Source organism: Bradyrhizobium sp. SZCCHNRI1029, from assembly GCF_032487555.1.
Taxonomy (GTDB): domain Bacteria; phylum Pseudomonadota; class Alphaproteobacteria; order Rhizobiales; family Xanthobacteraceae; genus Bradyrhizobium.
In genome coordinates, this window is sequence record NZ_JAUEUK010000013.1 from 24,024 (window position 1) to 43,525 (window position 19,502).

26 protein-coding genes are annotated in these 19,502 nt (G+C 65.3%); 15 read left to right on the forward strand and 11 right to left on the reverse strand.

Translation table 11 applies throughout. The annotated features are described in order from the left end of the window. Positions 1-28: 28 nt before the first annotated feature. Positions 29-436: a helix-turn-helix domain-containing protein gene (locus QW861_RS29100; RefSeq protein WP_315716019.1), complete on the reverse strand. Its 408-nt coding sequence runs from the start codon at positions 434-436 to the stop codon at positions 29-31. Positions 437-502: 66 nt separating this feature from the next. On the opposite strand from QW861_RS29100, the gene QW861_RS29105 reads away from it, so the two are divergent. After that, on the forward strand, positions 503-1,165 hold the full coding sequence (locus QW861_RS29105; protein WP_315768207.1) for a cation transporter: 663 nt from the start codon (positions 503-505) through the stop codon (positions 1,163-1,165). A 64-nt stretch (positions 1,166-1,229) separates the two neighbouring features. Here the strand turns inward: QW861_RS29105 and fliP are convergent, their stop codons facing one another. Beyond that, a complete protein-coding gene (fliP, locus tag QW861_RS29110) occupies positions 1,230-1,982 on the reverse strand; it encodes a flagellar type III secretion system pore protein FliP (RefSeq protein WP_315716020.1) in 753 nt (250 codons plus the stop codon). After that, positions 1,979-3,046 carry a flagellar biosynthetic protein FliO gene (locus QW861_RS29115; protein WP_316171183.1) on the reverse strand — a complete coding sequence of 356 codons (1,068 nt, stop codon included), beginning with the start codon at positions 3,044-3,046 and terminating at the stop codon, positions 1,979-1,981. The genes fliP and QW861_RS29115 overlap by 4 nt, the downstream gene beginning before the upstream one ends. Before the next feature lie 356 nt (positions 3,047-3,402). On the opposite strand from QW861_RS29115, the gene flgB reads away from it, so the two are divergent. The 11 genes from flgB to QW861_RS29170 all read left to right on the forward strand — a co-directional run bounded on the left by flgB (position 3,403) and on the right by QW861_RS29170 (position 12,715). Further along, positions 3,403-3,810 carry a flagellar basal body rod protein FlgB gene (flgB, locus tag QW861_RS29120; RefSeq protein ID WP_315716022.1) on the forward strand — a complete coding sequence of 136 codons (408 nt, stop codon included), beginning with the start codon at positions 3,403-3,405 and terminating at the stop codon, positions 3,808-3,810. 29 nt (positions 3,811-3,839) lie between these two features. Further along, complete coding sequence (flgC, locus tag QW861_RS29125) at positions 3,840-4,265, forward strand: flagellar basal body rod protein FlgC (RefSeq protein ID WP_315716023.1); 426 nt, start codon at positions 3,840-3,842, stop codon at positions 4,263-4,265. A gap of 16 nt (positions 4,266-4,281) precedes the next feature. Further along, complete coding sequence (fliE, locus tag QW861_RS29130) at positions 4,282-4,638, forward strand: flagellar hook-basal body complex protein FliE (protein WP_315716024.1); 357 nt, start codon at positions 4,282-4,284, stop codon at positions 4,636-4,638. Positions 4,639-4,764: 126 nt separating this feature from the next. Then, the gene (gene fliQ / locus QW861_RS29135; protein ID WP_008965881.1) at positions 4,765-5,028 is read left to right on the forward strand and encodes a flagellar biosynthesis protein FliQ; all 264 of its coding nucleotides are present in this window, start codon (positions 4,765-4,767) and stop codon (positions 5,026-5,028) included. A gap of 218 nt (positions 5,029-5,246) precedes the next feature. Further along, positions 5,247-6,014 carry a flagellar biosynthetic protein FliR gene (gene fliR / locus QW861_RS29140; RefSeq protein WP_316193811.1) on the forward strand — a complete coding sequence of 256 codons (768 nt, stop codon included), beginning with the start codon at positions 5,247-5,249 and terminating at the stop codon, positions 6,012-6,014. A gap of 12 nt (positions 6,015-6,026) precedes the next feature. Continuing rightward, positions 6,027-7,106, forward strand: coding sequence for a flagellar biosynthesis protein FlhB (gene flhB / locus QW861_RS29145; protein ID WP_315753133.1), 1,080 nt, complete (start codon positions 6,027-6,029; stop codon positions 7,104-7,106). 155 nt (positions 7,107-7,261) lie between these two features. Beyond that, entirely contained in the window at positions 7,262-9,829 is a 2,568-nt protein-coding gene (gene cckA, locus QW861_RS29150) for a cell cycle histidine kinase CckA (RefSeq protein ID WP_315753132.1), read from the forward strand. Between the two features lie 167 nt (positions 9,830-9,996). Continuing rightward, positions 9,997-10,968 (forward strand): Tim44 domain-containing protein, encoded by a 972-nt coding sequence (locus QW861_RS29155; RefSeq protein WP_315753151.1) that lies wholly within the window; start codon positions 9,997-9,999, stop codon positions 10,966-10,968. 216 nt (positions 10,969-11,184) lie between these two features. Beyond that, positions 11,185-11,889: a glutathione S-transferase gene (locus tag QW861_RS29160; protein WP_315753131.1), complete on the forward strand. Its 705-nt coding sequence runs from the start codon at positions 11,185-11,187 to the stop codon at positions 11,887-11,889. Positions 11,890-11,948: 59 nt separating this feature from the next. Then, a complete protein-coding gene (locus QW861_RS29165) occupies positions 11,949-12,275 on the forward strand; it encodes a metalloregulator ArsR/SmtB family transcription factor (RefSeq protein WP_316167101.1) in 327 nt (108 codons plus the stop codon). Next, a complete protein-coding gene (locus tag QW861_RS29170; RefSeq protein ID WP_316193812.1) occupies positions 12,275-12,715 on the forward strand; it encodes an SRPBCC domain-containing protein in 441 nt (146 codons plus the stop codon). The genes QW861_RS29165 and QW861_RS29170 overlap by 1 nt, the downstream gene beginning before the upstream one ends. 42 nt (positions 12,716-12,757) lie before the next feature. Here the strand turns inward: QW861_RS29170 and QW861_RS29175 are convergent, their stop codons facing one another. The 4 genes from QW861_RS29175 to QW861_RS29190 all read right to left on the reverse strand — a co-directional run bounded on the left by QW861_RS29175 (position 12,758) and on the right by QW861_RS29190 (position 14,873). Beyond that, positions 12,758-12,982, reverse strand: a complete 225-nt coding sequence (locus tag QW861_RS29175) for a hypothetical protein (protein ID WP_315716033.1) — start codon at positions 12,980-12,982, stop codon at positions 12,758-12,760. A 163-nt stretch (positions 12,983-13,145) separates the two neighbouring features. Continuing rightward, positions 13,146-13,625, reverse strand: coding sequence for a hypothetical protein (locus QW861_RS29180; RefSeq protein WP_316193813.1), 480 nt, complete (start codon positions 13,623-13,625; stop codon positions 13,146-13,148). A gap of 143 nt (positions 13,626-13,768) precedes the next feature. Next, positions 13,769-14,086 carry a hypothetical protein gene (locus tag QW861_RS29185; protein ID WP_315753128.1) on the reverse strand — a complete coding sequence of 106 codons (318 nt, stop codon included), beginning with the start codon at positions 14,084-14,086 and terminating at the stop codon, positions 13,769-13,771. 103 nt (positions 14,087-14,189) lie between these two features. Continuing rightward, positions 14,190-14,873, reverse strand: coding sequence for an alpha/beta hydrolase (locus QW861_RS29190; protein ID WP_316193814.1), 684 nt, complete (start codon positions 14,871-14,873; stop codon positions 14,190-14,192). A 116-nt stretch (positions 14,874-14,989) separates the two neighbouring features. Here QW861_RS29190 and QW861_RS29195 point away from each other — a divergent pair, with 116 nt between their 5' ends. Genes QW861_RS29195 through QW861_RS29205 form a run of 3 tightly spaced genes read left to right on the forward strand, consistent with a single transcriptional unit; the run spans position 14,990 to position 17,823 of the window. Then, a complete protein-coding gene (locus QW861_RS29195) occupies positions 14,990-16,645 on the forward strand; it encodes a fumarate hydratase (RefSeq protein ID WP_316193815.1) in 1,656 nt (551 codons plus the stop codon). Positions 16,646-16,684: 39 nt separating this feature from the next. After that, positions 16,685-17,128 (forward strand): MaoC family dehydratase, encoded by a 444-nt coding sequence (locus tag QW861_RS29200; RefSeq protein WP_316184631.1) that lies wholly within the window; start codon positions 16,685-16,687, stop codon positions 17,126-17,128. 26 nt (positions 17,129-17,154) lie between these two features. Next, positions 17,155-17,823 (forward strand): DUF429 domain-containing protein, encoded by a 669-nt coding sequence (locus QW861_RS29205; RefSeq protein ID WP_316193816.1) that lies wholly within the window; start codon positions 17,155-17,157, stop codon positions 17,821-17,823. 125 nt (positions 17,824-17,948) lie between these two features. Here the strand turns inward: QW861_RS29205 and QW861_RS29210 are convergent, their stop codons facing one another. From QW861_RS29210 to QW861_RS29225, 4 genes are all read right to left on the reverse strand, one after another. Then, positions 17,949-18,173, reverse strand: a complete 225-nt coding sequence (locus tag QW861_RS29210; protein ID WP_316193817.1) for a hypothetical protein — start codon at positions 18,171-18,173, stop codon at positions 17,949-17,951. Further along, positions 18,173-18,406, reverse strand: a complete 234-nt coding sequence (locus tag QW861_RS29215; protein WP_316193818.1) for a hypothetical protein — start codon at positions 18,404-18,406, stop codon at positions 18,173-18,175. Before QW861_RS29215 ends, QW861_RS29210 begins: the two co-directional genes overlap by 1 nt. Before the next feature lie 156 nt (positions 18,407-18,562). After that, complete coding sequence (locus QW861_RS29220) at positions 18,563-18,886, reverse strand: hypothetical protein (RefSeq protein WP_316193819.1); 324 nt, start codon at positions 18,884-18,886, stop codon at positions 18,563-18,565. After that, complete coding sequence (locus tag QW861_RS29225; protein WP_316193820.1) at positions 18,849-19,454, reverse strand: hypothetical protein; 606 nt, start codon at positions 19,452-19,454, stop codon at positions 18,849-18,851. Before QW861_RS29225 ends, QW861_RS29220 begins: the two co-directional genes overlap by 38 nt. Between the last annotated feature and the right edge of the window lie 48 nt (positions 19,455-19,502).

The window sequence follows — 19,502 nt, forward strand, 5'->3', positions numbered from 1 at the left end:
TGCCTTGCGACGCCATTGTCTCGTTCGTTCAGTCAGAGCGATGCGGCGCAAGCGCTTCGATGATGCGGCAGTCGGCAACGGTGCCGTGCTTGCAGCGCCCGATGACATCGGCAAGCTCGTCGCGCAGCGCCACGAGGTCCGCGATCTTGCGTTCGATCTCTGCCAGGTGTTGGCCGGCGATGACGTCGACCGCGTCGCACGAGCGGTCTCGCTGATCGGCGAGGTCCAGCAGGTCACGGACCTGGTCGATGGAGAAGCCCAAGTCGCGGGCACGCCGGATGAAGCTCAGTCGCCCCAGTTGGTCGTTGTCATAGGCTCGGTAATTGCCCTCGGTTCTCGCCGGAAGAGGTAGCAGACCGATCCGCTCATAATAGCGGATCGTTTCGACTTTGGTGCCGGTCCGCTTCGCGAGGTCGCCGATGGTCAGTCGTGACATGGCTTGACCCTATAGTGGCTACAGGGTCCATATAGGACGTCGCATCATCTTGTAAGAGGCGACGATATGCCTGGTTGTCATGACGACTGCTGTTCCTCTTCCCCTCCGAGGGAACTGGACAGCCCCCGCTGGCGTCGTGCGCTCTGGATTGCGCTGGCTATCAACGCAGCCATGTTTTTGACGGAGATCGCAGCAGGCGTGGCGGCCGGGTCGGCCTCGCTGCAGGCGGACGCGATCGACTTCCTCGGTGATACGGCCAACTATGCGATCAGCCTCGGAGTGGCGGGACTGGCGCTGAGCTGGCGAGCGCGCGCCGCCCTTCTGAAGGGCTGGTCGCTCGTCCTGCTTGGCGTCCTTGTCCTTGCCTCCACTGTCTGGCACGCAATGACCGGCACCCTCCCGGAGGCGAAGGCGATGGGGATCGTCGGCATGCTCGCCCTTGTCGCCAATGCGGGCGTGGCCCTCATGCTCTACCGCTTCCGGATCGGCGACGCGAATATGAGGTCGGTCTGGATCTGCTCCCGGAACGATGCGATCGGCAACGTCGCCGTACTCGCGGCCGCAGCCGGTGTGTTCGGCACCGGCACGGCATGGCCGGATCTCATTGTGGCGGCGATCATGGCCGCGCTTGGTTCGAGCGGTGGCTGGCACATCATACAGCGAGCTCGCATCGAGTTGCGCGGCTCCCCCACATCGCGCCCCGTCGCAAGCCCAATCCGGGCGAACTGATCGAGGGCACGTGTCAATGGAAAGTCACGACCGACTGGCTTTCGCTCACACCGAGAGGTGAAACCTACCCGCCGTAGCTCTGCACCAGGCTGCCGGCCACCAGCGACCAGCCGTCGACCAGCACGAAGAAGATCAGCTTGAACGGCAGCGACACCACGACCGGCGGCAGCATCATCATGCCCATCGACATCAAGACCGACGCGACCACGAGGTCGATGATCAGGAAGGGCAGGAACAGCAGGAAACCGATCTCGAAGGCGCGCTTGAGCTCGGAGATCATGAAAGCCGGCACCAGGATGCGCAGCGACAGGTCGTCGGGCGTCGCCGGCGGCGGCTCGCCGGAGAGGTCCATGAACAGCTTCAGGTCCTTTTCGCGCACGTTCTTCTGCATGAAGCCGCGCAGCGGCACCGAGGCGCGCTGCAGCGCGTCCTCGACGCCGATCTGGTTCTCCACCAGGGGCCGGATGCCGTCATCATAGGATTTCTGCAGCACCGGGCCCATCACGAACGCCGTGAGGAACATCGCGAGCGCGATGATGACCGAGTTGGGCGGCGCGGTCGCTGTGCCCATCGCCGTGCGCAGCAGCGACAGCACGACCACGATGCGCGTGAACGACGTCATCATGATCAGGATCGACGGCGCGATCGACAACACCGTGAGCAGCGCGATCAGTTGGACCGCGCGTTCGGTGACGCCGCCACCGCCGGCGCCGAGATTGATGCTGATGTCCTGCGCAGCAGCACGTCCCGCCAGTAAACCGGCGGCAGTCAGAACAGCGGTGAAGACAACTCTACGCGGGGGAAGCAGCGATCTCACTGAGACGACTTCGGACGTCCGAGCAGCGAGGCCATCTCGTCCTCCAGATTCTCGAAGCTGGTCTTGACCGGCGCGGCTTGCGCCGCAGGCGGCTCGTTGCGCGCGGCCGCCCGGAGCGCCGGGGGACCCGAGGCCGGAGCAGCCGACGGATCGGCTGATGGACGCCGCAGCGCGGCCTCGAGCCGTTGCGCCATCTCGGCCAGATTGGCTTCGGCGCTCGAATCGGCCGCTGCGGGCGGCGGGGCAGCCGGGGGCGGGGGCGGCGGCATCTGGGCCGCCGGCGGCAGCGGCGGCGCCGCCGCGCGCTCGACGCGCTCGGCTGCGCGCTCAGCGCTCCGCACCGGTGGCAGCCGGGGCCCCTCGGAAGGGCGCTGCGCCTCGGCCTGACGCTGCGGCTCGGCGGGGCGCAACGGGCGCGGCATCACTGGTTCACCGCGGGCCACCCGCTCGGGGCGCGGCTCCAGGCGGGCTTCGTCTCCGCCGCGCGGTTCTCCACGGACGTCCGCCCGGAGGTCCTGGCGGGGATCGGGACGGCGCGGAGGGAGCGGTGGTTCCGGCGGAAATGCCGGTGCCGGCTCACGCCGCTCTGCGGCAGTCGGCGCCGTGCGGCGAACCTCATCGATGAACGACGGCCGCATCGGGCGCTGCGGCGGCTCCGACATCTGCAACTCGGCATGCTCGGCGGCCTCGGTCTTCGGCTCGTTGTCGGCCCAGGACGGCGCATCCGGCAGCGGCGCGATGCGCGCCGCCGGCGGCTCGGCACTGATGCCCGGCCGCTGCGGCAATTGCTCGCGCGCCGGCATGGCCCGCACGATATTGGATTCGACCACGATGTCGGTCGGCCCGCCGATCATCAGAAGATGCTCTATATTATCACGGCGCACGAGCACGAGACGGCGGCGGCCATCGACGGCGGCGGCATCGATCACGGCAAGCCGGGGCATGCGGCCGCGATTCGGGTTGGTCCCGAGACGATTGCCCGCGAATCGACGGACCAGCCAAGCGGCGAGGCCGATCAGCGCCAGCACCGCCACGAATGCAAAAAAGAACGTCAGTGCCTGCATCTCTGTCCCCGGCAAATACCGCGTCCTTTCGAAGTCTTTCGTCTGTCCAACGCATCGCCGGCAGCGAACGGAGCTTCAGAACCGGAACCAACCTGTTAACGCATGACGGCAGGAACTGCCGCTCCGCCTCTTAATAACCCATGAATCGGCCGGGCCAAAACGACTTCTTGGCGAGCCGCGCCGTCCCGGAATGATGCATCGGTCGGCTGGGACCCCGGCAGTTTCCTAAGAATTCGTCAAGACACCGGGATAGTCCCGGTGGGCATCGCACCCTTTCTTAACTCCCTGTTAACCATATGCACGGCAATTTCTACCTACCCAAACCGTCCGGTAGTCGGACACAACCGAGCAGCGCCATGTCCATCAACGATCTCCCCGTGTTGTCGGCGTTGCGGACCAAGATGCAATGGCATCAGGAGCGCCAGCGCGTGCTGTCCGAGAACGTGTCCAATTCGGATACGCCAAACTTCAAGCCGAAGGATCTGGTTGAGCCGAAGTTCGATTCAACCGGCCAGGCGGTCGGCGGCTTTGCGCCGCTGTCGCTGACCCGGACCAGCACCGCGCACATCGCCCCGTCGTCGGGCGAGAGCGCGAGCTTCGACCAGAACCGCAAGGTCGGATTTCAGACGAGGCCCGCCGGCAACGCGGTGAGCCTCGAAGAGGAGATGCTGAAGGTCTCCGCCAACCAGATGGACTACGCCGCGGCGACCTCGTTGTACGGCAAGAGCCTGCATCTGTTGAAGACGGCGATCGGCAAGGGCTGAGCTCGGGTTAAGGACAGAGACCGACAAGCATGGCAAACGACTCCAGCGATTTCCTCCGCTCGATGAGCATCGCGACCTCCGGCCTGCGTGCGCAGGCGGGACGTATGCGCGTCATTTCCGAGAACATCGCCAATGCCGATTCGACCGCTGCCAAGGCGGGCGGCGATCCGTATCGCCGCAAGGTCCCGACATTCACCTCGGCACTCGATCGTGCGCTCGACGCCAAGGTGGTGGCACTCGGCAAGGTGGTGCCCGATCAATCGTCGTTCCGCGTCAAATACGACCCCAGTAACCCGGCCGCGGACGCGTCCGGCAATGTCAAGTACCCCAACGTCAATCCGCTCATCGAGATGACCGACATGCGTGATGCGCAGCGGTCCTACGAGGCGAATTTGAACATCATCGGCGCCACGCGCCGCATGATCCAGCGCACGCTCGACATTCTGAAGACCTAGGACAGGAACGAAAGTCATGGCCTCCCCAATCTCCGCAGCGAATGCCTACGCGAATTCCGCGCGCGTGCTCGACACCGGCGGCTCGAGCGGTGCCTTCGGCAGCCTTGGGCGCGTGCGCGACGTGCTCGGTAGCGGCAACGGCGCCGACAAGGGTGGTCCGTCATTCAGCGCGGTGCTGAAGGACGCGATCGGCAGCGTGATGGAGGCCGGACGCAAGTCCGACAGTCAGGCGGTCGCGATGGCCGCGGGCAAGGCAAACGTCATGGATGTCGTCACGGCGGTCGCCGAAACCGACGTCGCGGTGTCGACGCTGGTGTCGGTGCGCGACCGCGTGATCCAGGCCTATGAAGACGTGATGAAGATGACGATCTAGGCGCAGCTCGTAACGCTTCAGGCCGCCACGTGCCTGATGCGCCCAGGGGATTTGCCGTCTGCCGCGACCGCGCGCGATGAGGCGGGTGCCGGACCGGAGCCGATCGACAGTGAGGAACGACAGGACATGACGGGAGCTGAAACGCTCGATGTGGCGCGCGATGCGATCTGGACCATCGTGCTGGTGTCGTCGCCGCTGATGGTGGTCGGCCTCGTGGTTGGCGTGGTCGTCTCGCTGTTCCAGGCGCTGACGCAGATCCAGGAGCAGACGCTGGTGTTCGTGCCGAAGATCATCGCGATCTTCGTGACGCTGCTGCTGGCGCTGCCGTTCATGGCCGATGCGCTGCATTCGCACATGATGCGGATCTCGTCGCGAATCATCGGCGGATGAGGCAATGTCCGGGGCGGCAGGGCAGGCCTGCGTGAGGGCGCTGCGAGCGGTCGTAAGGAGCAGTGTGGGGGGCGCTGCTGCTTTCAGGCGCGCGCGGGCAGCCTTTCGGGCAAGCTCTTCGCAGGCTGCCTCTTCGCAGGTTGCCTCGTCGGAGGCTGTCTCTTCAAAGACCGTCGTGCCGCACCAGCATGCGGTCGAAAGGGCCGTGACGGCGGACGATGCGCATCGATATATCCTTCCTTCCGGCGTTGGCCGCCGTGTTCATGCTGGCCTTCGCGCGCGTCGGCGCCATGGTGATGCTGTTGCCGGGCCTCGGCGAGGTCAACATCCCCGTCCGCATCAAGCTCGCGACCGCGCTGCTGCTCACGATGATCGTGCTGCCGCTGCATCGTCAGGCCTATCAGGTCGACCTGCAGGCGTTGTCGCCGCTCTTGGTGATGATGGTGCACGAGATCCTGATCGGCATCGTGCTCGGCGCGACGGCGCGGGTGACGCTGTCGGCGCTGCAGGTCGCGGGCTCCGTGATCGCGCAGCAGATGGGACTCGGCTTCGTCACCGCGGTGGATCCGACGCAGGGACAGCAGGGCGTCCTGATCGGCAACTTCCTCACCATGCTCGGCGTGACCCTGCTGTTCTCGACCGACAGCCATCATCTGGTGATCGCCGCACTCAGCGACAGCTACAAGATCTTCGCGCCGGGCGAATTGATCCCGAGCGGCGACGTCGCCTCGCTGGCGACCAAGGCGTTTGCCGCGGCGTTCAAGATCGGTCTGCAATTATCGGCGCCGTTCCTGGTGTTCGGCCTGGTCTTCAACATCGGGCTCGGCGTCTTGGCGCGGCTGATGCCGCAGATGCAGGTCTATTTCGTCGGCGCGCCGCTCTCGATCCTGATCGGCTTCCTGATCTTCGCGCTGGTCCTGACCGCGATGATGGGAACGTTTCTCGGCTATTTCGAAGGCGTCATGCACGAGATGATGCCGCGGTGAGGGGGCCGATCGATGTCCGATGAGGCCGATTCCGAAGACAAAACAGAAGACCCGACGCAAAAACGGCTGGACCAGGCGCTCGAACGCGGCGACGTCGTCAAGAGCCAGGAGCTCAACACCTGGTTCGTGATCGCCTCCGCGACCTTGGTGATGTCGACCTTCTCGGGCTCGATCGGCACCGCGGTGCTGGTGCCGATGCGCAACCTGATCGCCAATTCCTGGATGATCCACACCGACGGCGCCGGCCTGCTGGCGCTGGCGCGCAGCCTGTCGTTCGCCGTGATCGCGGCGATCGGCGTGCCGATCCTGATGGTGATGCTGGCGGCGATCGCCGGCAACATGATGCAGCATCGCCTGGTCTGGTCCGGCGAGCCGATGAAGCCGAGCCTGAGCAAGATCTCGCCCCTGGCCGGCGCCAAGCGCCTGTTCGGCAAGCAGGCTGCGGCCAATTTCGCCAAGGGCCTCTTCAAGCTCGTGCTGCTTGGCACGGTCATGGTCATGATCCTGTGGCCGGAGCGGCTGCGCCTCGAATCGCTGCTGCATATGGACGTCAGCGAGCTGCTCGGCGTCACGATCTCGCTGACGACGCATCTGATGGGCTCGGTGGTCGCGCTGCTCGCCCTGGTCGCGATCGGCGACTACCTGTTCCAGTATCGGCAATGGTACGAGCGCCAGAAGATGTCGGTGCAGGAGATGAAGGAGGAGTTCAAGCAGTCGGAAGGCGACCCGCACGTCAAGGGACGCATCCGGCAGATCCGCCAGCAGCGCATGAAGAAGCGCATGATGGCCGCGGTTCCCAAGGCCTCCGTGATCATCACCAACCCGACCCACTACTCGGTCGCGCTGTCCTACGAGCGCGGCATGTCGGCGCCGGTCTGCGTCGCCAAGGGCGTCGACAACATCGCCTTCAAGATCCGGGAGGTCGCCAAGGCGCACGACATCCCGATCGTCGAGAACGTGCCGCTGGCGCGCGCGCTCTATGCCACCGTCGAGATCGACGAGGAGATCCCGGTGGAACATTATCATGCCGTCGCTGAGATCATCGGCTACGTGATGGGGCTGCGGCGCAACCTCTCGGGGCGCCCGCGATGACAACCGATTCGGTCCATGGACGGACCGCAAAATACGGATAAATCATGGAATATCGGCTTGACGGGCTTGCGCTTGACCCGTCGATTCAGGCAGGTGGAAGGGGGAGCCGCGCGAACGGGCTGGGGCTCCCAGCCGACAGGTCGCGTCCCCGAGCCATGAGCGCCGATTCCGACAACGATGGGTTACAGGATCAGGTGGGCCTGCCGGAGCGGCCGCGCCGCAGCGGCAGCATTCTGCTGATCCTGCTGGTGGCGTTCGGTCTCGTCGCGGTCGCGATCGCGTTGATGACGATCGGCCGCGCCCAGGCGCAGCCCTATATTCTCGGCCTGCTGTCGCTGCTCGCCACCGTCGGCCTGTTCAATCTGTTCGCGTTCGCCGCCGGCATCGTCCGCTTCGCCGACAAGGCGACCGACGATCCGGTGTTGGGCGCGATCGCCGATCACGCCTTCGACGGCCTCGCAGTGACCGATCCGCGCGGCCATGTCGTCTACGCCAACGCCGCCTATCTCAACATGACGGGAGCGGCGACCGCGCAGGAGGCGCGTCCCGTCGAGCGTGTCTTCATCGGCAATCCCGATGTCTCCGAAGCGGTGTTCCGCCTGCTCAAGGCGGCGCGCGAGGGCAAGCGGCAGCAGGAGGAGGTGCGCATCACCGCGGCCGAAGGCGCGCAGGGGCGCTGGCTGCGGATGCGCGTGCGCCCGCTCGGCCAGACCAAGCGCCATGCCCGCTACGCGGTGTGGTCGATCGCCGACATCACGCGGGATCGCGAGCGCCAGGAGGACGTGTTCCAGGAGCTGCAGCATGCGATCGAATATCTCGACCATGCGCCGTGCGGCTTCTTCTCGGTCAATCCGGAAGGCAGCCTCGTCTACGTCAATGCCACGCTCGCCAACTGGCTCGACTACGATCTCGCCGAGATCGGCTCGGGCGGCCTGAAGCTCGCCGACGTCGTCTCCGGCGACGGCGCGTCGCTGCTGACCTCGATCGTGGCGGTGCCCGGCGAGGTCCGCACCGAGGTGTTCGACATCGACCTGAAGATGCGCGGCGGCAAGACCATGCCGGCGCGGCTCTACCACAAGCTCGCCTTCGGCGCCGACGGCAAGCCGGGCGCCTCGCGCACCCTGGTCATCAGCCGCGCCCGCGACGAGCGCTCCGATCCGGAGCGCGCCGCCGAGGTGCGCTTCATGCGCTTCTTCGACCATACGCCGATGGCAATCGCCACCGTCGACCGCGGCGGCGCCGTGGTCAGGGCCAATGCGCGTTACGCCAAGCTGGCGCAGAGCGTCAGCGGCGACGTGGCCGCGGCGAAATCGATCTTCCGCACCGTCAGCCAGCGCGACCGGCACCTGCTGATCGCCGCGATCAACCAGGCCTCGGAAGGGCAGGCGGACATTCCGCCGGTCGAGGTGATGCTGGAGGGCGCAAAGGAGCGCTTCGGCCAGTTCTTCGTCACCGCCGTCGACGAGGACGAGCGCGAGACCGAGGCCGCGATCGTCTATCTGCTCGAGACCACCGAGCGCCGCGCGCTGGAGAACCAGATCAACCAGTCGCAGAAGATGGAGATGGTCGGCCAGCTCGCCGGCGGCATCGCCCACGACTTCAACAACGTGCTCTCGGCCATCATGATGGCCAACGACTTCCTGCTGAACGCGCACAAGCCGACCGACCCGTCGTTCCAGGACATCATGCAGATCAAGCAGAACGCGACCCGCGCCGCGACGCTGGTGCGGCAGCTGCTCGCGTTCTCGCGCCGCCAGACCCTGCGGCCCCAGGTGCTTGATCTCGGCGACGCACTGTCCGACCTGACGATGCTGTTGCGTCGGCTGATCGGCGAGAAGGTCAAGCTCGACCTGGTTCACGGCCGCGACCTTTGGCCGGTCAAGGTCGACGTCTCGCAGTTCGAGCAGGTGGTCGTGAATCTCGCGGTCAACGCCCGCGATGCGATGCCCGATGGCGGCAAGCTGTCGGTGCGCACCGCCAACGTCTCGGCCGACGAGGTCGCGCAGGCCGCCTACAAGGGCATGCCGGTGGCCGACTACGTCCGCATCGAGATCAGTGACACCGGAACCGGCATTCCGGCCGAGATCCGCGAGAAGATCTTCGAGCCGTTCTTCTCGACCAAGGAGGTCGGCAAGGGCACCGGTCTCGGACTGTCGACCGTCTACGGCATCATCAAGCAGACCGGCGGCTTCATCTACGTCGACAGCGAGGTCGGCAAGGGGACTTCGTTCCAGATCTTCTTGCCGCGGCACATCGTCGTGCCGGAGGTCCAGGCCGAACCGCACGCGGCCAACGGCGCCGCCAAGGAGCCGGCCGTCGCGGAAGCGTCGAAGCCGCGCGCGGACCTGACCGGGCAGGGCACCATCCTGCTGGTCGAGGACGAGGAGGGCCTGCGGGCGCTGAACGCGCGCGGCCTGCGCTCGCGCGGCTACAGCGTCATCGAGGCGTCGAACGGCGTCGAGGCGATGGAGGCGCTGGACGAGTGCGACGGCGTGCTCGATCTCGTGGTGTCCGACGTCGTGATGCCGGAGATGGACGGGCCGACGCTGCTCAAAGCGATGCGCGAGCGCAATCCGGAGATCAAGATCATCTTCGTCTCGGGCTATGCCGAGGATGCGTTCGAGAAGAGCCTGCCGGAGAACCAGCAGTTCGCGTTCCTGCCAAAGCCCTTCACGCTCAGCCAGCTCGTGGCGGCGGTCAAGGAAACCATGGCGCCGCAATAGGTTACCGGAGTTCCTTGGCAAATTCCTTGGCAAGCCGGCCGGGCGCGTTCATCCCGCGACCCCGCGCCGCAGCCGCGCGGCCTCGTGCCGCCTTCCCTTTTCGCGGGTTGTGCCCATCTTACAGGCATCCCCATTCCGGGGAGTTATGGGAAACACAGATGAGCTTCATGCAGCGCAAAAGCGGCCTCCTCAAGGCGATGGCCGTGGCCCTTTCACTGGCGCTGCCGACGGTGCTCGCCGTCTCGGCGGCCGACGCCCGGATCGGCGGCGGCTCCAGCTCGGGCTCCCGCGGCACGCGCACCTTCTCCGCGCCGCCTCCGACCGCGACCGCGCCGGGATCGGCGTCGCAGTTCAACCGCACCATCACCCAGCCGGGCCAGCCCGGCGGCTTCAACACGGCTGCGCCCGCGCGTGGCGGGCTGTTCGGCGGCCGCGCGGGCGGCCTGCTGGGCGGCCTCGCTGCCGGCTTCCTCGGCGCCGGCCTGTTCGGCATGCTGTTCGGCGGCGGGCTGTTCTCCGGGCTCGGCGGCTTCGCTTCGATCATCGGCCTGATCCTCCAGGTCCTGCTGGTGGTGTTCCTGGTGCGCATGGGGATGGCCTGGTGGCAGCGCCGCAACCAGCCGGCCTATGCCGCCGGCCCGGCGCCGACGCCCACCGACGGCCAGCCGAGCTTGCGGTCGGGCCTCAGCGGCCTTGGTGGTTTCGGCGGCTTCGGCGGTGGCAGCAACACGCCGCCGCTGCAGATCCTGCCGGCCGACTACGAGGCGTTCGAGCGGCTGCTCGGCGAGATCCAGTCCGCCTGGTCGAACGAGGATGTCGGCCGCCTGCGGCTGCTGTCGACGCCCGAGATGGCCTCGTATTTCGAGCGCGATCTCGAGCAGAACCAGGCCCGCGGGGTGGTCAACAAGGTCAGCGCCGTGAAGCTGCTGCAGGGTGACCTCGCCGAAGCCTGGCGCGAGAATGGCGCCGACTATGCCACGGTCGCGATGCGCTTCACCTTGGCCGACAAGACCATCGAGCGCGCCTCGGGTCGCGTGGTCGAGGGCTCCGACCAGCCGCAGGAGGTCACGGAGATCTGGACCTTCCTACGCCACGCCGGCGCCGATTGGCAGCTGTCGGGAATCCAGCAGGTCAGCTGAGCCTGACTTGAGATCCTCATCAGGCGCCGCGGAGCAATCCGCGGCGCTTTTGCTTGTCAACAATTCCCCCCCGCGCGAGCCCGATGGCGGCTGTTCCCGGTCGATCGGACGAGCACCGGCGGTGGCAGGCTGCTATACTGCTTCGCGGCGAACGAACACCGCGTCCGTTACGTCGTCCGAGCCGAACGTGTGGGCGCATCACTGCGAGGATGGCCGATGCGTTACGAGCTCTACTACTGGCCCATGATCCAGGGCCGCGGCGAATATGTGCGTCTCGCGCTGGAGGAGGCGGGCGCCGCCTATCGCGACGTCGCGCGCGAGGACGGCATCGCTACGATGACGGCGATGATGGAGGCGGTCAGCGACACGCCGCCCTTCGCTCCGCCCTTCCTGAGAGCGGGCCGCCGCGTCATCGGCCAGACCGCCAACATCCTGCTGTTCCTCGGCAGCCGTCATGGGCTCGCGCCGAAGGCCGAAGCCGGCCAGCTCTGGGTGCATCAGCTGCAGCTCACCGTGACCGACTTCGTGGTCGAGATCCATGACACGCATCATCCGCTGGGGCCGACGCTGTACTACGAGGACCAGCGCGCGCCGGCCAGGAAGCGCACCGCCGAGTTCTGGAGCGAGCGGGTGCCGAAATTCCTCGGCTATTTCGAGCAGCTCCTATCGAAAAGCGGTGGCGCCTACGTCACCGGGCGCCGGCTCACTTATGTGGACCTGTCGCTGTTCCAGATCGTCGCCGGCCTGCGCTACGCGTTCCCGAAGCGCATGATGGCGTTCGAGCGCAACATCCCGAGCCTCATCGCGCTGCATGACCGCGTCGCCAGCAGGCCCAACATATCAGCCTATCTCGGCAGCGAGCGCCGCATCGCCTTCAACGAGGACGGCATCTTCCGCCACTACAAGGCGCTGGATGCGTGAGGCGAGGCTCCGCGGCGCCACCCGTTGACAATGTATAAGTATTGGCTTATACATTCCTTATGACCGTCGAAGCCCAGTTGACATCCGTCATGAAGACGCTTGCCGACCCGACGCGGCGGGCCGTGTTCGAGCGCATCGCGCGCGAGGGGGAGGTGGCGGCCACCGGCCTGGTGCAGGGCTCGCGGGTATCGCAGCCGGCGATCTCACAGCATCTCAAGGCGCTGCGCGACGCCGGGCTGGTCAGCGAACGGCGCGACGGCCGCCACAACTATTACAGCGTCGCGCCAAAAGGGCTGGCGCCGCTGGTCGACTGGCTCGGTCATTACCGCGCATTCTGGCATGAGCGCATTGCCGGCCTCGAGGCACTGTTGAAGGAGACCGAGTGATGGGTGAGGCGCATGCGATCGTGGTGGAGAAGCATCTGCCCCATTCGCCCGACAAGATCTGGCGCACGCTGACCACGAGCGACCTGATCGCGAAATGGTTGATGCCGAACGACTTCGTCGCGGCCACCGGTCATCGCTTCACCTTCCGCACCGAGCCGGTGGGCGACTGGGATGGCGTCGTTCATTGCGAGGTGCTCGCCTGTGAGCCGCCGCATCTGCTGAGCTATTCCTGGAAGGGCGGTTCGGACTCCAATCCGGCCCACGGCTTACGGCTCGACAGCGTCGTGACCTGGACGTTGACGCCGGCCGAGGGCGGCACGCATCTGCGGATGGTCCATGACGGCTTCGTCTTCCCGGGCAACAAGTTTCAGTTCGACATCATGGGACAGGGGTGGAGTCGTATCGGCGATGCCATCACACGTATAGCGGCAGGCGCCTGAGGCGCCGCCGCTATACGAAGTTGGCCTGGGGGTGTGGGATCGTCAGGCGAGAATGTCGACGCGGGTGCCCTGGCCGGGCGGCAGCGGCGGACGCGAGGCCTGCTTCTCCGCGGCCGCCTCGTCGCCGGTCTTGGCGGGATTGACGGCCTGGCTCTGCTGCGTCTGGTTCCGCGCCTGCGTGTCTTGGGTCTGCGGCTTGGTCGTCTCGGTCGAGATCGGCGGCGGTGAGGGCGGCGGCGATGACGACGAAACGCTCGAAACGGACATTGTCCAGCTCCTCGCTTGGTGTTGCGACAAGCGTGGCCATCGCTCACGAAAACTTCGTCAATCAGATCGTTCGAATTGTCTGCAACTGTCGGTGGCGCGGCGAATAGTGAACGGGTCGCTGCCGCCGGCGCAGAAACCGCAAGGCTGTTGCGTCACCCCCGGCCTATTGGTCCTTGCTGCGGCTGATCGTGATCGAGGACTCGGTCTTGGTTCGGGCGCAGCGCATGTCGAGCCGGCGGTAGCGGCTGGCGACGTCGTCGCCGCGGAAGATCCCGAGCCGGCGGTAACAGCGTGTGACGCCGCGCTGCATGTCGTCCTTCGGCAAGGTGAACACGATCGCCGCCGCGCTCGCCATCAGCTCGATGAAGGCCGGCGTCGGCTTGCGCTCGGATTTTCCGAACAATTGATTGCTGACGTTCTTCGATGAGCAGCCGAGCGTGATCTCGCGCGCCTTGGGATGGGCGAGATAGACGGTGCCGGCCGCGGTCTGGCCGATCTTGATGCCGTCGATGCCGTTCTTCAATTCCTTGGCGAGGTCGTCGCAGCGATCCGCCCGCGCGGCCTGCGGCAGCAGCGCGCTGCTCAACACAACGAGAAAAACAAAACCGGCCAAGCGGCCAAATGAGCAAAGCGATGACTGCATTCCAAATACCCCCGCGCCATTGAAGCCTGCGCGCGGAGGTCATGCAAGCGCGATGCGCCGCGGCCGCACAAGATCGTCGGCCGACGTGACCGCGTGTTGACGGGCCGCGGTCACCTGCCGGCGGCAGTGGCGCGATCGCTTCGTCAGAACCAGCAGCGGCCCGGATGCGACAGCGATACGCCGGCGGCGCGGCGCTCGCAGTCGTTGCCGTAGGTCTGGAAGTTGCAGCCGCACACCGGCATGTAGATGCGATTGCAGAACGTCGGCTTTCGGCGGCAGACACCCATCATGTCGAACCGGCCACACTGGCCGGCCGGGAATTCGCAATAAAGACCGGCATTGCAAGGGATGCCGGCAAATCCGCCGCACGCACGACCGGGACCGACCGCGCCGGCGCTGCCGGGGGCCATGGTGATCAGGGCAAGAGCAATTGTGATGGCAACGAAGAGACCTCGTTTCATGACGCCTCCAGGAGGAAAATGAATAGGTCAACAATCTAAGGTTACATAATTCGGCGACGGATCGCAATCAATCTCGCCGTACGACATTGCGCCGGTCGCGGCGTCATGTTGCGGCGACCTCGCGGGCCGTCTCGATCAGCAGGTCGAACGTCTCGTCGGGTGCGTGCTGCACGACATCGTGCCCGCACGCAAATGCGTGCACGCGCCACGCGGGATCGTTGCGCAGCCGCTCATATTGCGCGGTGAACGGCGTCGCGCTCCATCCGCTGGCGTAGACGAAGGTGCGCTGCAGAGCCGCCGGCGCCGGACTGTGGAGCTTCAGGGCCTGGATGAAGGTCCCGAGCGGATGCGGCCGGCGGCGCGGATCGGAGCCTTCGCGCGGCAGCGCCGTCAGCCCGTCATGCCCGGCACGTTCGATCACGAACTGGCGATACGCATCACCGGCGAGATCCCACCATGACTGGCCGTTCTCGGGTGCGAAGGCATCGAGATAGATCAGTGCGGCGAGCCTTTCCGGCACGCGGTCGGCGACGCCGGTCGCGACCATGCCGCCATAGCTGTGCGCGCACAGGATGACCTCGGACAGGTCCTCGATCGTCAGCAGATCAATGACGTCAGCGATATGGGTGTCGAGATTGACGGCATGGGCGGCGCGGGCCGGTGTCTGCTCCAATCCACTCAAGGTCACCGCATAGGCGTCATGGCCGGCCTGCTGGAGCCTGGCCGAGAGCGCAGCGTACATCCAGCCGCCGTGCCAACCTCCTGGAATCAGGACAAAACTTGCCATGATCGTACCCCTCTGCCGCTGTGCCGAGACATGTCTTGCAAGGCTTCCGACGGGTAGCGTATCAGACCTGTCAAGACCGCTTTGGGCGGCCATCTTTAGAACCCCACGAGCTCGCCATGAACGCGCCGACCGCCTTCCCCGACCAGTCCAAGCCCGTCCCGCCCTACAAGCACACGCCGCTGTTTCCGCTCGGGCCGGACACCACGCCCTACAAGAAGATCACCACCGACGGCGTGCGGGTCGAGAAGGTCTTGGGCCGCGACATGCTGGTGGTGTCGCGGGAGGCGCTGCGGACCTTGTCGGAAGCCGCGTTCGGCGAGATCAACCACTTTCTGCGCCCCGGCCATCTGAAGCAGCTGCGCAGCATCCTGGAGGATCCGGAGGCCAGCCCGAACGACAAGTTCGTCGCGCTCGACTTCCTGAAGAACGCCAACATCTCCGCCGGCGGCGTGCTGCCGATGTGCCAGGATACCGGCACCGCGATCATCATGGGCAAGAAGGGCTGCAACGTCATCACCGATGGCGACGACGAGGCGGCGCTGTCGCAAGGCGCGCGCGACGCCTATCTGCGCCGGAACCTGCGCTACTCACAAGTCGCTCCGCTGTCGATGTACGAGGAGAAGAACACCGCCAACAACATGCCGGCGCAGACCGAGATCTATGCCGAGGGCGAGGACGCCTACAAGTTCATGTTCATGGCCAAGGGCGGCGGCTCGGCCAACAAGAGTTTTCTGTTCCAGGCGACGCCCTCGGTGCTCACCAAGGACCGGCTGCTGGCGTTCCTCAAGGAAAAGATCCTGACGCTGGGCACCGCGGCGTGCCCGCCTTATCACCTCGCCATCGTGATCGGCGGCACCTCGGCCGAGCTGTGCATGAAGACGGTGAAGCTGGCGTCTGCGCGTTATCTCGACGCGCTGCCGACCCAGGGCTCCCCGGATGGCAATGCCTTCCGCGATCTCGAGATGGAGCAGGAAATCCACAAGATGACGCAGTCGCTCGGCGTCGGCGCGCAGTTCGGCGGCAAGTACTTTTGCCATGACGTCCGCGTCATCCGCATGCCGCGCCACGGCGCGTCGTTGCCGATCGGTCTCGGCGTGTCGTGCTCGGCCGACCGCCAGGTGCTCGGCAAGATCACCAAGGACGGCGTCTATCTCGAGGAGCTCGAGCATCATCCGGCGCAGTATCTGCCGGAGGTCGAGCAGGCGCTTGGCGGCGAGGTCGTGAAAATCGACTTGAACCAGCCGATGAAGGACATCCTTGCCACTCTGTCGAAAAACCCGATCAAGACCCGGCTGTCGCTGACCGGCACCATGATCGTCGCGCGCGATGCCGCGCATGCCAAGCTGCGCGAGCGTCTCGACCGCGGCGAGCCGCTGCCGGACTACTTCAAGAACCATCCGGTCTACTACGCCGGCCCCGCCAAGACCCCGGACGGCTACGCCTCCGGCGCGTTCGGCCCGACCACCGCGGGCCGCATGGATTCCTTCGTCGATCAGTTCCAGGCCGCCGGCGGCTCGATGGTGATGGTCGCCAAGGGCAACCGTGCGCCGGCCGTGCGCGAGGCCTGCAAGAAGCATGGCGGCTTCTACCTCGGCTCGATCGGCGGCGCGGCGGCGAACCTCGCCGAGCACTGCATCAAGAAGGTCGAGGTCGTCGAATACCCCGAACTCGGCATGGAAGCGATCTGGCGCATCGAGGTGGTGGACTTCCCGGCCTTCATCATCATCGACGACAAGGGCAACGACTTCTTCAAGGAGCTGAACCTCGGCTGAGGTCATCATCGCAGCCGCCCCGCGCGATTCGAGGATGTGATGGTCGAATGGTTCGATGACCTCCAGGTCGGGATGAGGTTCAAGAGCGGCGAGGCGACGGTGTCGCGCGAGGACATCAAGCGCTTCGCCGCCGAGTTCGATCCGCAGCCGTTTCACCTCGACGAGGAGGCGGCGGAGAAGACGATCCTGAAGGGGTTGGCCGCCTCCGGATGGCACACCGCCGCGATCGCGATGCGGTTGGCGGCGGAAGCGCGTCCGTTTGGCCCGCATCCGCTGTTCGGCGCCGGCGTCGACGAGCTGCGCTGGCTGAAGCCGGTGCGGCCGGGCGACACGCTTCATCTCGAGGGCGAGGTCGTCGATCTCGTGCCCTCGCAGAGCAAGCCCCAAGGCATCGTGCGGATCAGATGGACGGCCTACAATCAGCACAATGAGGCGGTCTATACCTTCAATCCGATCGCGATCGTGCCGCGGCGCCCGGCCTGACGGGCGCATCCGCTGCGGCTGGGGCGATGTTCATTGGGCTCGATGGCTTCCGACGGGGATGGGTAGCGGTCGCGATCGACGGTGACGAGCGCGCAATCAGCTTTCCGGCGGAGATCTCGACGGCTCTGGCGGACCCGTTCGTCCGCGCCGCCATCGACATTCCGATCGGCATGACCGATGACGGCGGGCGCGCGTGCGACAGGCTTGCGCGTGAAGCTCTCGCGCCGCACCGTTCCCGCGTTTTCACCGGCGCGCGGCGCTGGCTATGGGAGGAATTCACCGACCCGGACCACGCCAATGCAGAGGCGTCCCGGCGCGGACAGCCACGCGCCTCCCGCCAGCTCTGGCATCTCGGCCGCAAGATCATGGAGGTGGATATGTTTGTGCGCGCGCATCGCGGGCTCGACATCCGCGAGGTCCATCCGGAGCTGGTGTTCCTGCGCCTCCACGGCGCGCCGCTGCCGTCAAAGAAGACGGAGCAGGGCGCGGGGGTGCGGCGCGACTTGTTAGTTGCCGCGGGCTTCGAAGCGATCGACGACTGGCTGACCCGTGCCCGCCGCGGCACCGGCGCCAAGCCCGACGACGTGCTCGACGCCTGCGCGGTCGCGCTCGCCGCCCGCGATTGTGCCGGCTGCCTGCCGGAGGGCGAGCCGCCGCGCGATGGGCATGAGGTGGCGATGCAGATCTGGTTCTAGCGAGGGCAGGGGCACACCGGCCGCCTCACACCGCCGTCACTCCGGGGCGACGCGCGCAGTGCGGGGTGCTGTCCTAAATAGGACACTTGACGATGGAACTTAGGACACCTGTCTTAGCGTCTGAATTAATTCCGTGGCGGCGCAGGTCTTGTAGCTTTGCCACGCAAGATGATCGCATCGTTGATATCGTCAACATAGATAAAGCGGCGCTGTCCGCGCTTGTGCACAATAAAGTGTTCGCCCTTCTTGTCGTAAAGGGCGAACTCTTCCTCAGCTTCAACGAGATAATACCCTAGCATTTCCAGTTCTTCGTCAGAAATGCCGGAAATATCTACATAGTGGCGGGGCATTAGGCCGCCACCAATTCTTTCGCGTTGATTGAGCCGGTAAATGCGGCCGACGGAATCTGACCGCCGTGCTTCGCTGCTACACGCTGGTAGAAAGACAATGCGCGCGTCGCCAGTTCGAGAGCCTCTTGGTGAGTCTCCGCCTCTACGTAGAAATACGGCGAGCGTCCAGTCGCCGCGACATGGCGACCTTCGATCTTGCCAAAGTGGACTTTTAGGTCAGCAAGATTGGTCATAGGGAACCTCCAAACGCTCAGAATAATTCTGCTAACGACAAGATAGTTCTATTGTTCCAAAAAATCAATAGCAATTTCAGTGGGTTAACCGATCGTGAGAATGCGTGTGACATTTTTGCCAAGCCTATGAATTGTCAGCGGAATAAGTTCTGTTGTCTAGGCTTTCTCTCCATCAATTACTCGGAAGTTCCGTTTCACCCGCACCGGACGGTTCGGTTCCAAGGGCAACACGGCGTCGATAAGATCGCCGATCGTCCAGACGCGATCTGTGATCCCGAGCGCAATCCCTGGGGTGGTCCGCAGCGCTTCATGGACCCGGCAGAGATTGTAATGGGCCACGTACAGGCTCACGGCAGCTTCGTGGTTCGCCAGCTTCTTTGAGAAGCCATTCGTGAGCCGGGCAAACCGACGCTGTGTCATCCGCAAGGTGAGGTTCTGGCGCTCAACGTAGCTGGTCGAGATATTGACCCGGAAAGCCACTCTCTACCTTGCGGCTTACCGCTACTACCTCGGCAGGGCTGTAGCGCCGCGCAGCTTCTTTTACAGCCAGGTTCACTACGCTGTAGGTCTTTAAGATGACGCCATGCGAGGCTCGGCCTTTGAAGGCGTCCCGGATCGCATTTTTGTATGGGTGGAAGCCGTCCGTGCTGATCTCGGGAACCCCGATGACCCGCTGGCGAAGGTCCTGCACGAATAGGTCCGTATTCTCGCTGTCGCGCTTGCCAGTGCGATAGGCGATGATCGCCTTAGCGGAGGAGGCCAGGGCAACGAAGGTGTACTGGTCGCCCTTGTGGGTCAGCTCGTGGCGCTCAACGCGCTTTTGCTTCTTGCCGACGTAGCCCCAAATTTCGTCCAGTTCCAACCGGCCGGTGCGGATGCCGACCATGATGCGGTCGTGCAGTTCGGCGCAGCCGCGCCCGACGCGCTCGCCAAGGCGCATGATGGTGTCGCGGTGAATGCCAGTCAGGCGTTCAGTGGCGCGGATGCTCTGGCCTTCGGTGAGGCAGGCAATGATGGTGATCTGCTGTTCGCGGGAAAGAACGTTCATGAGGGCGCAATCCTCGTTTGGGCCTGGGGCGACTTTGGAAAACACGCT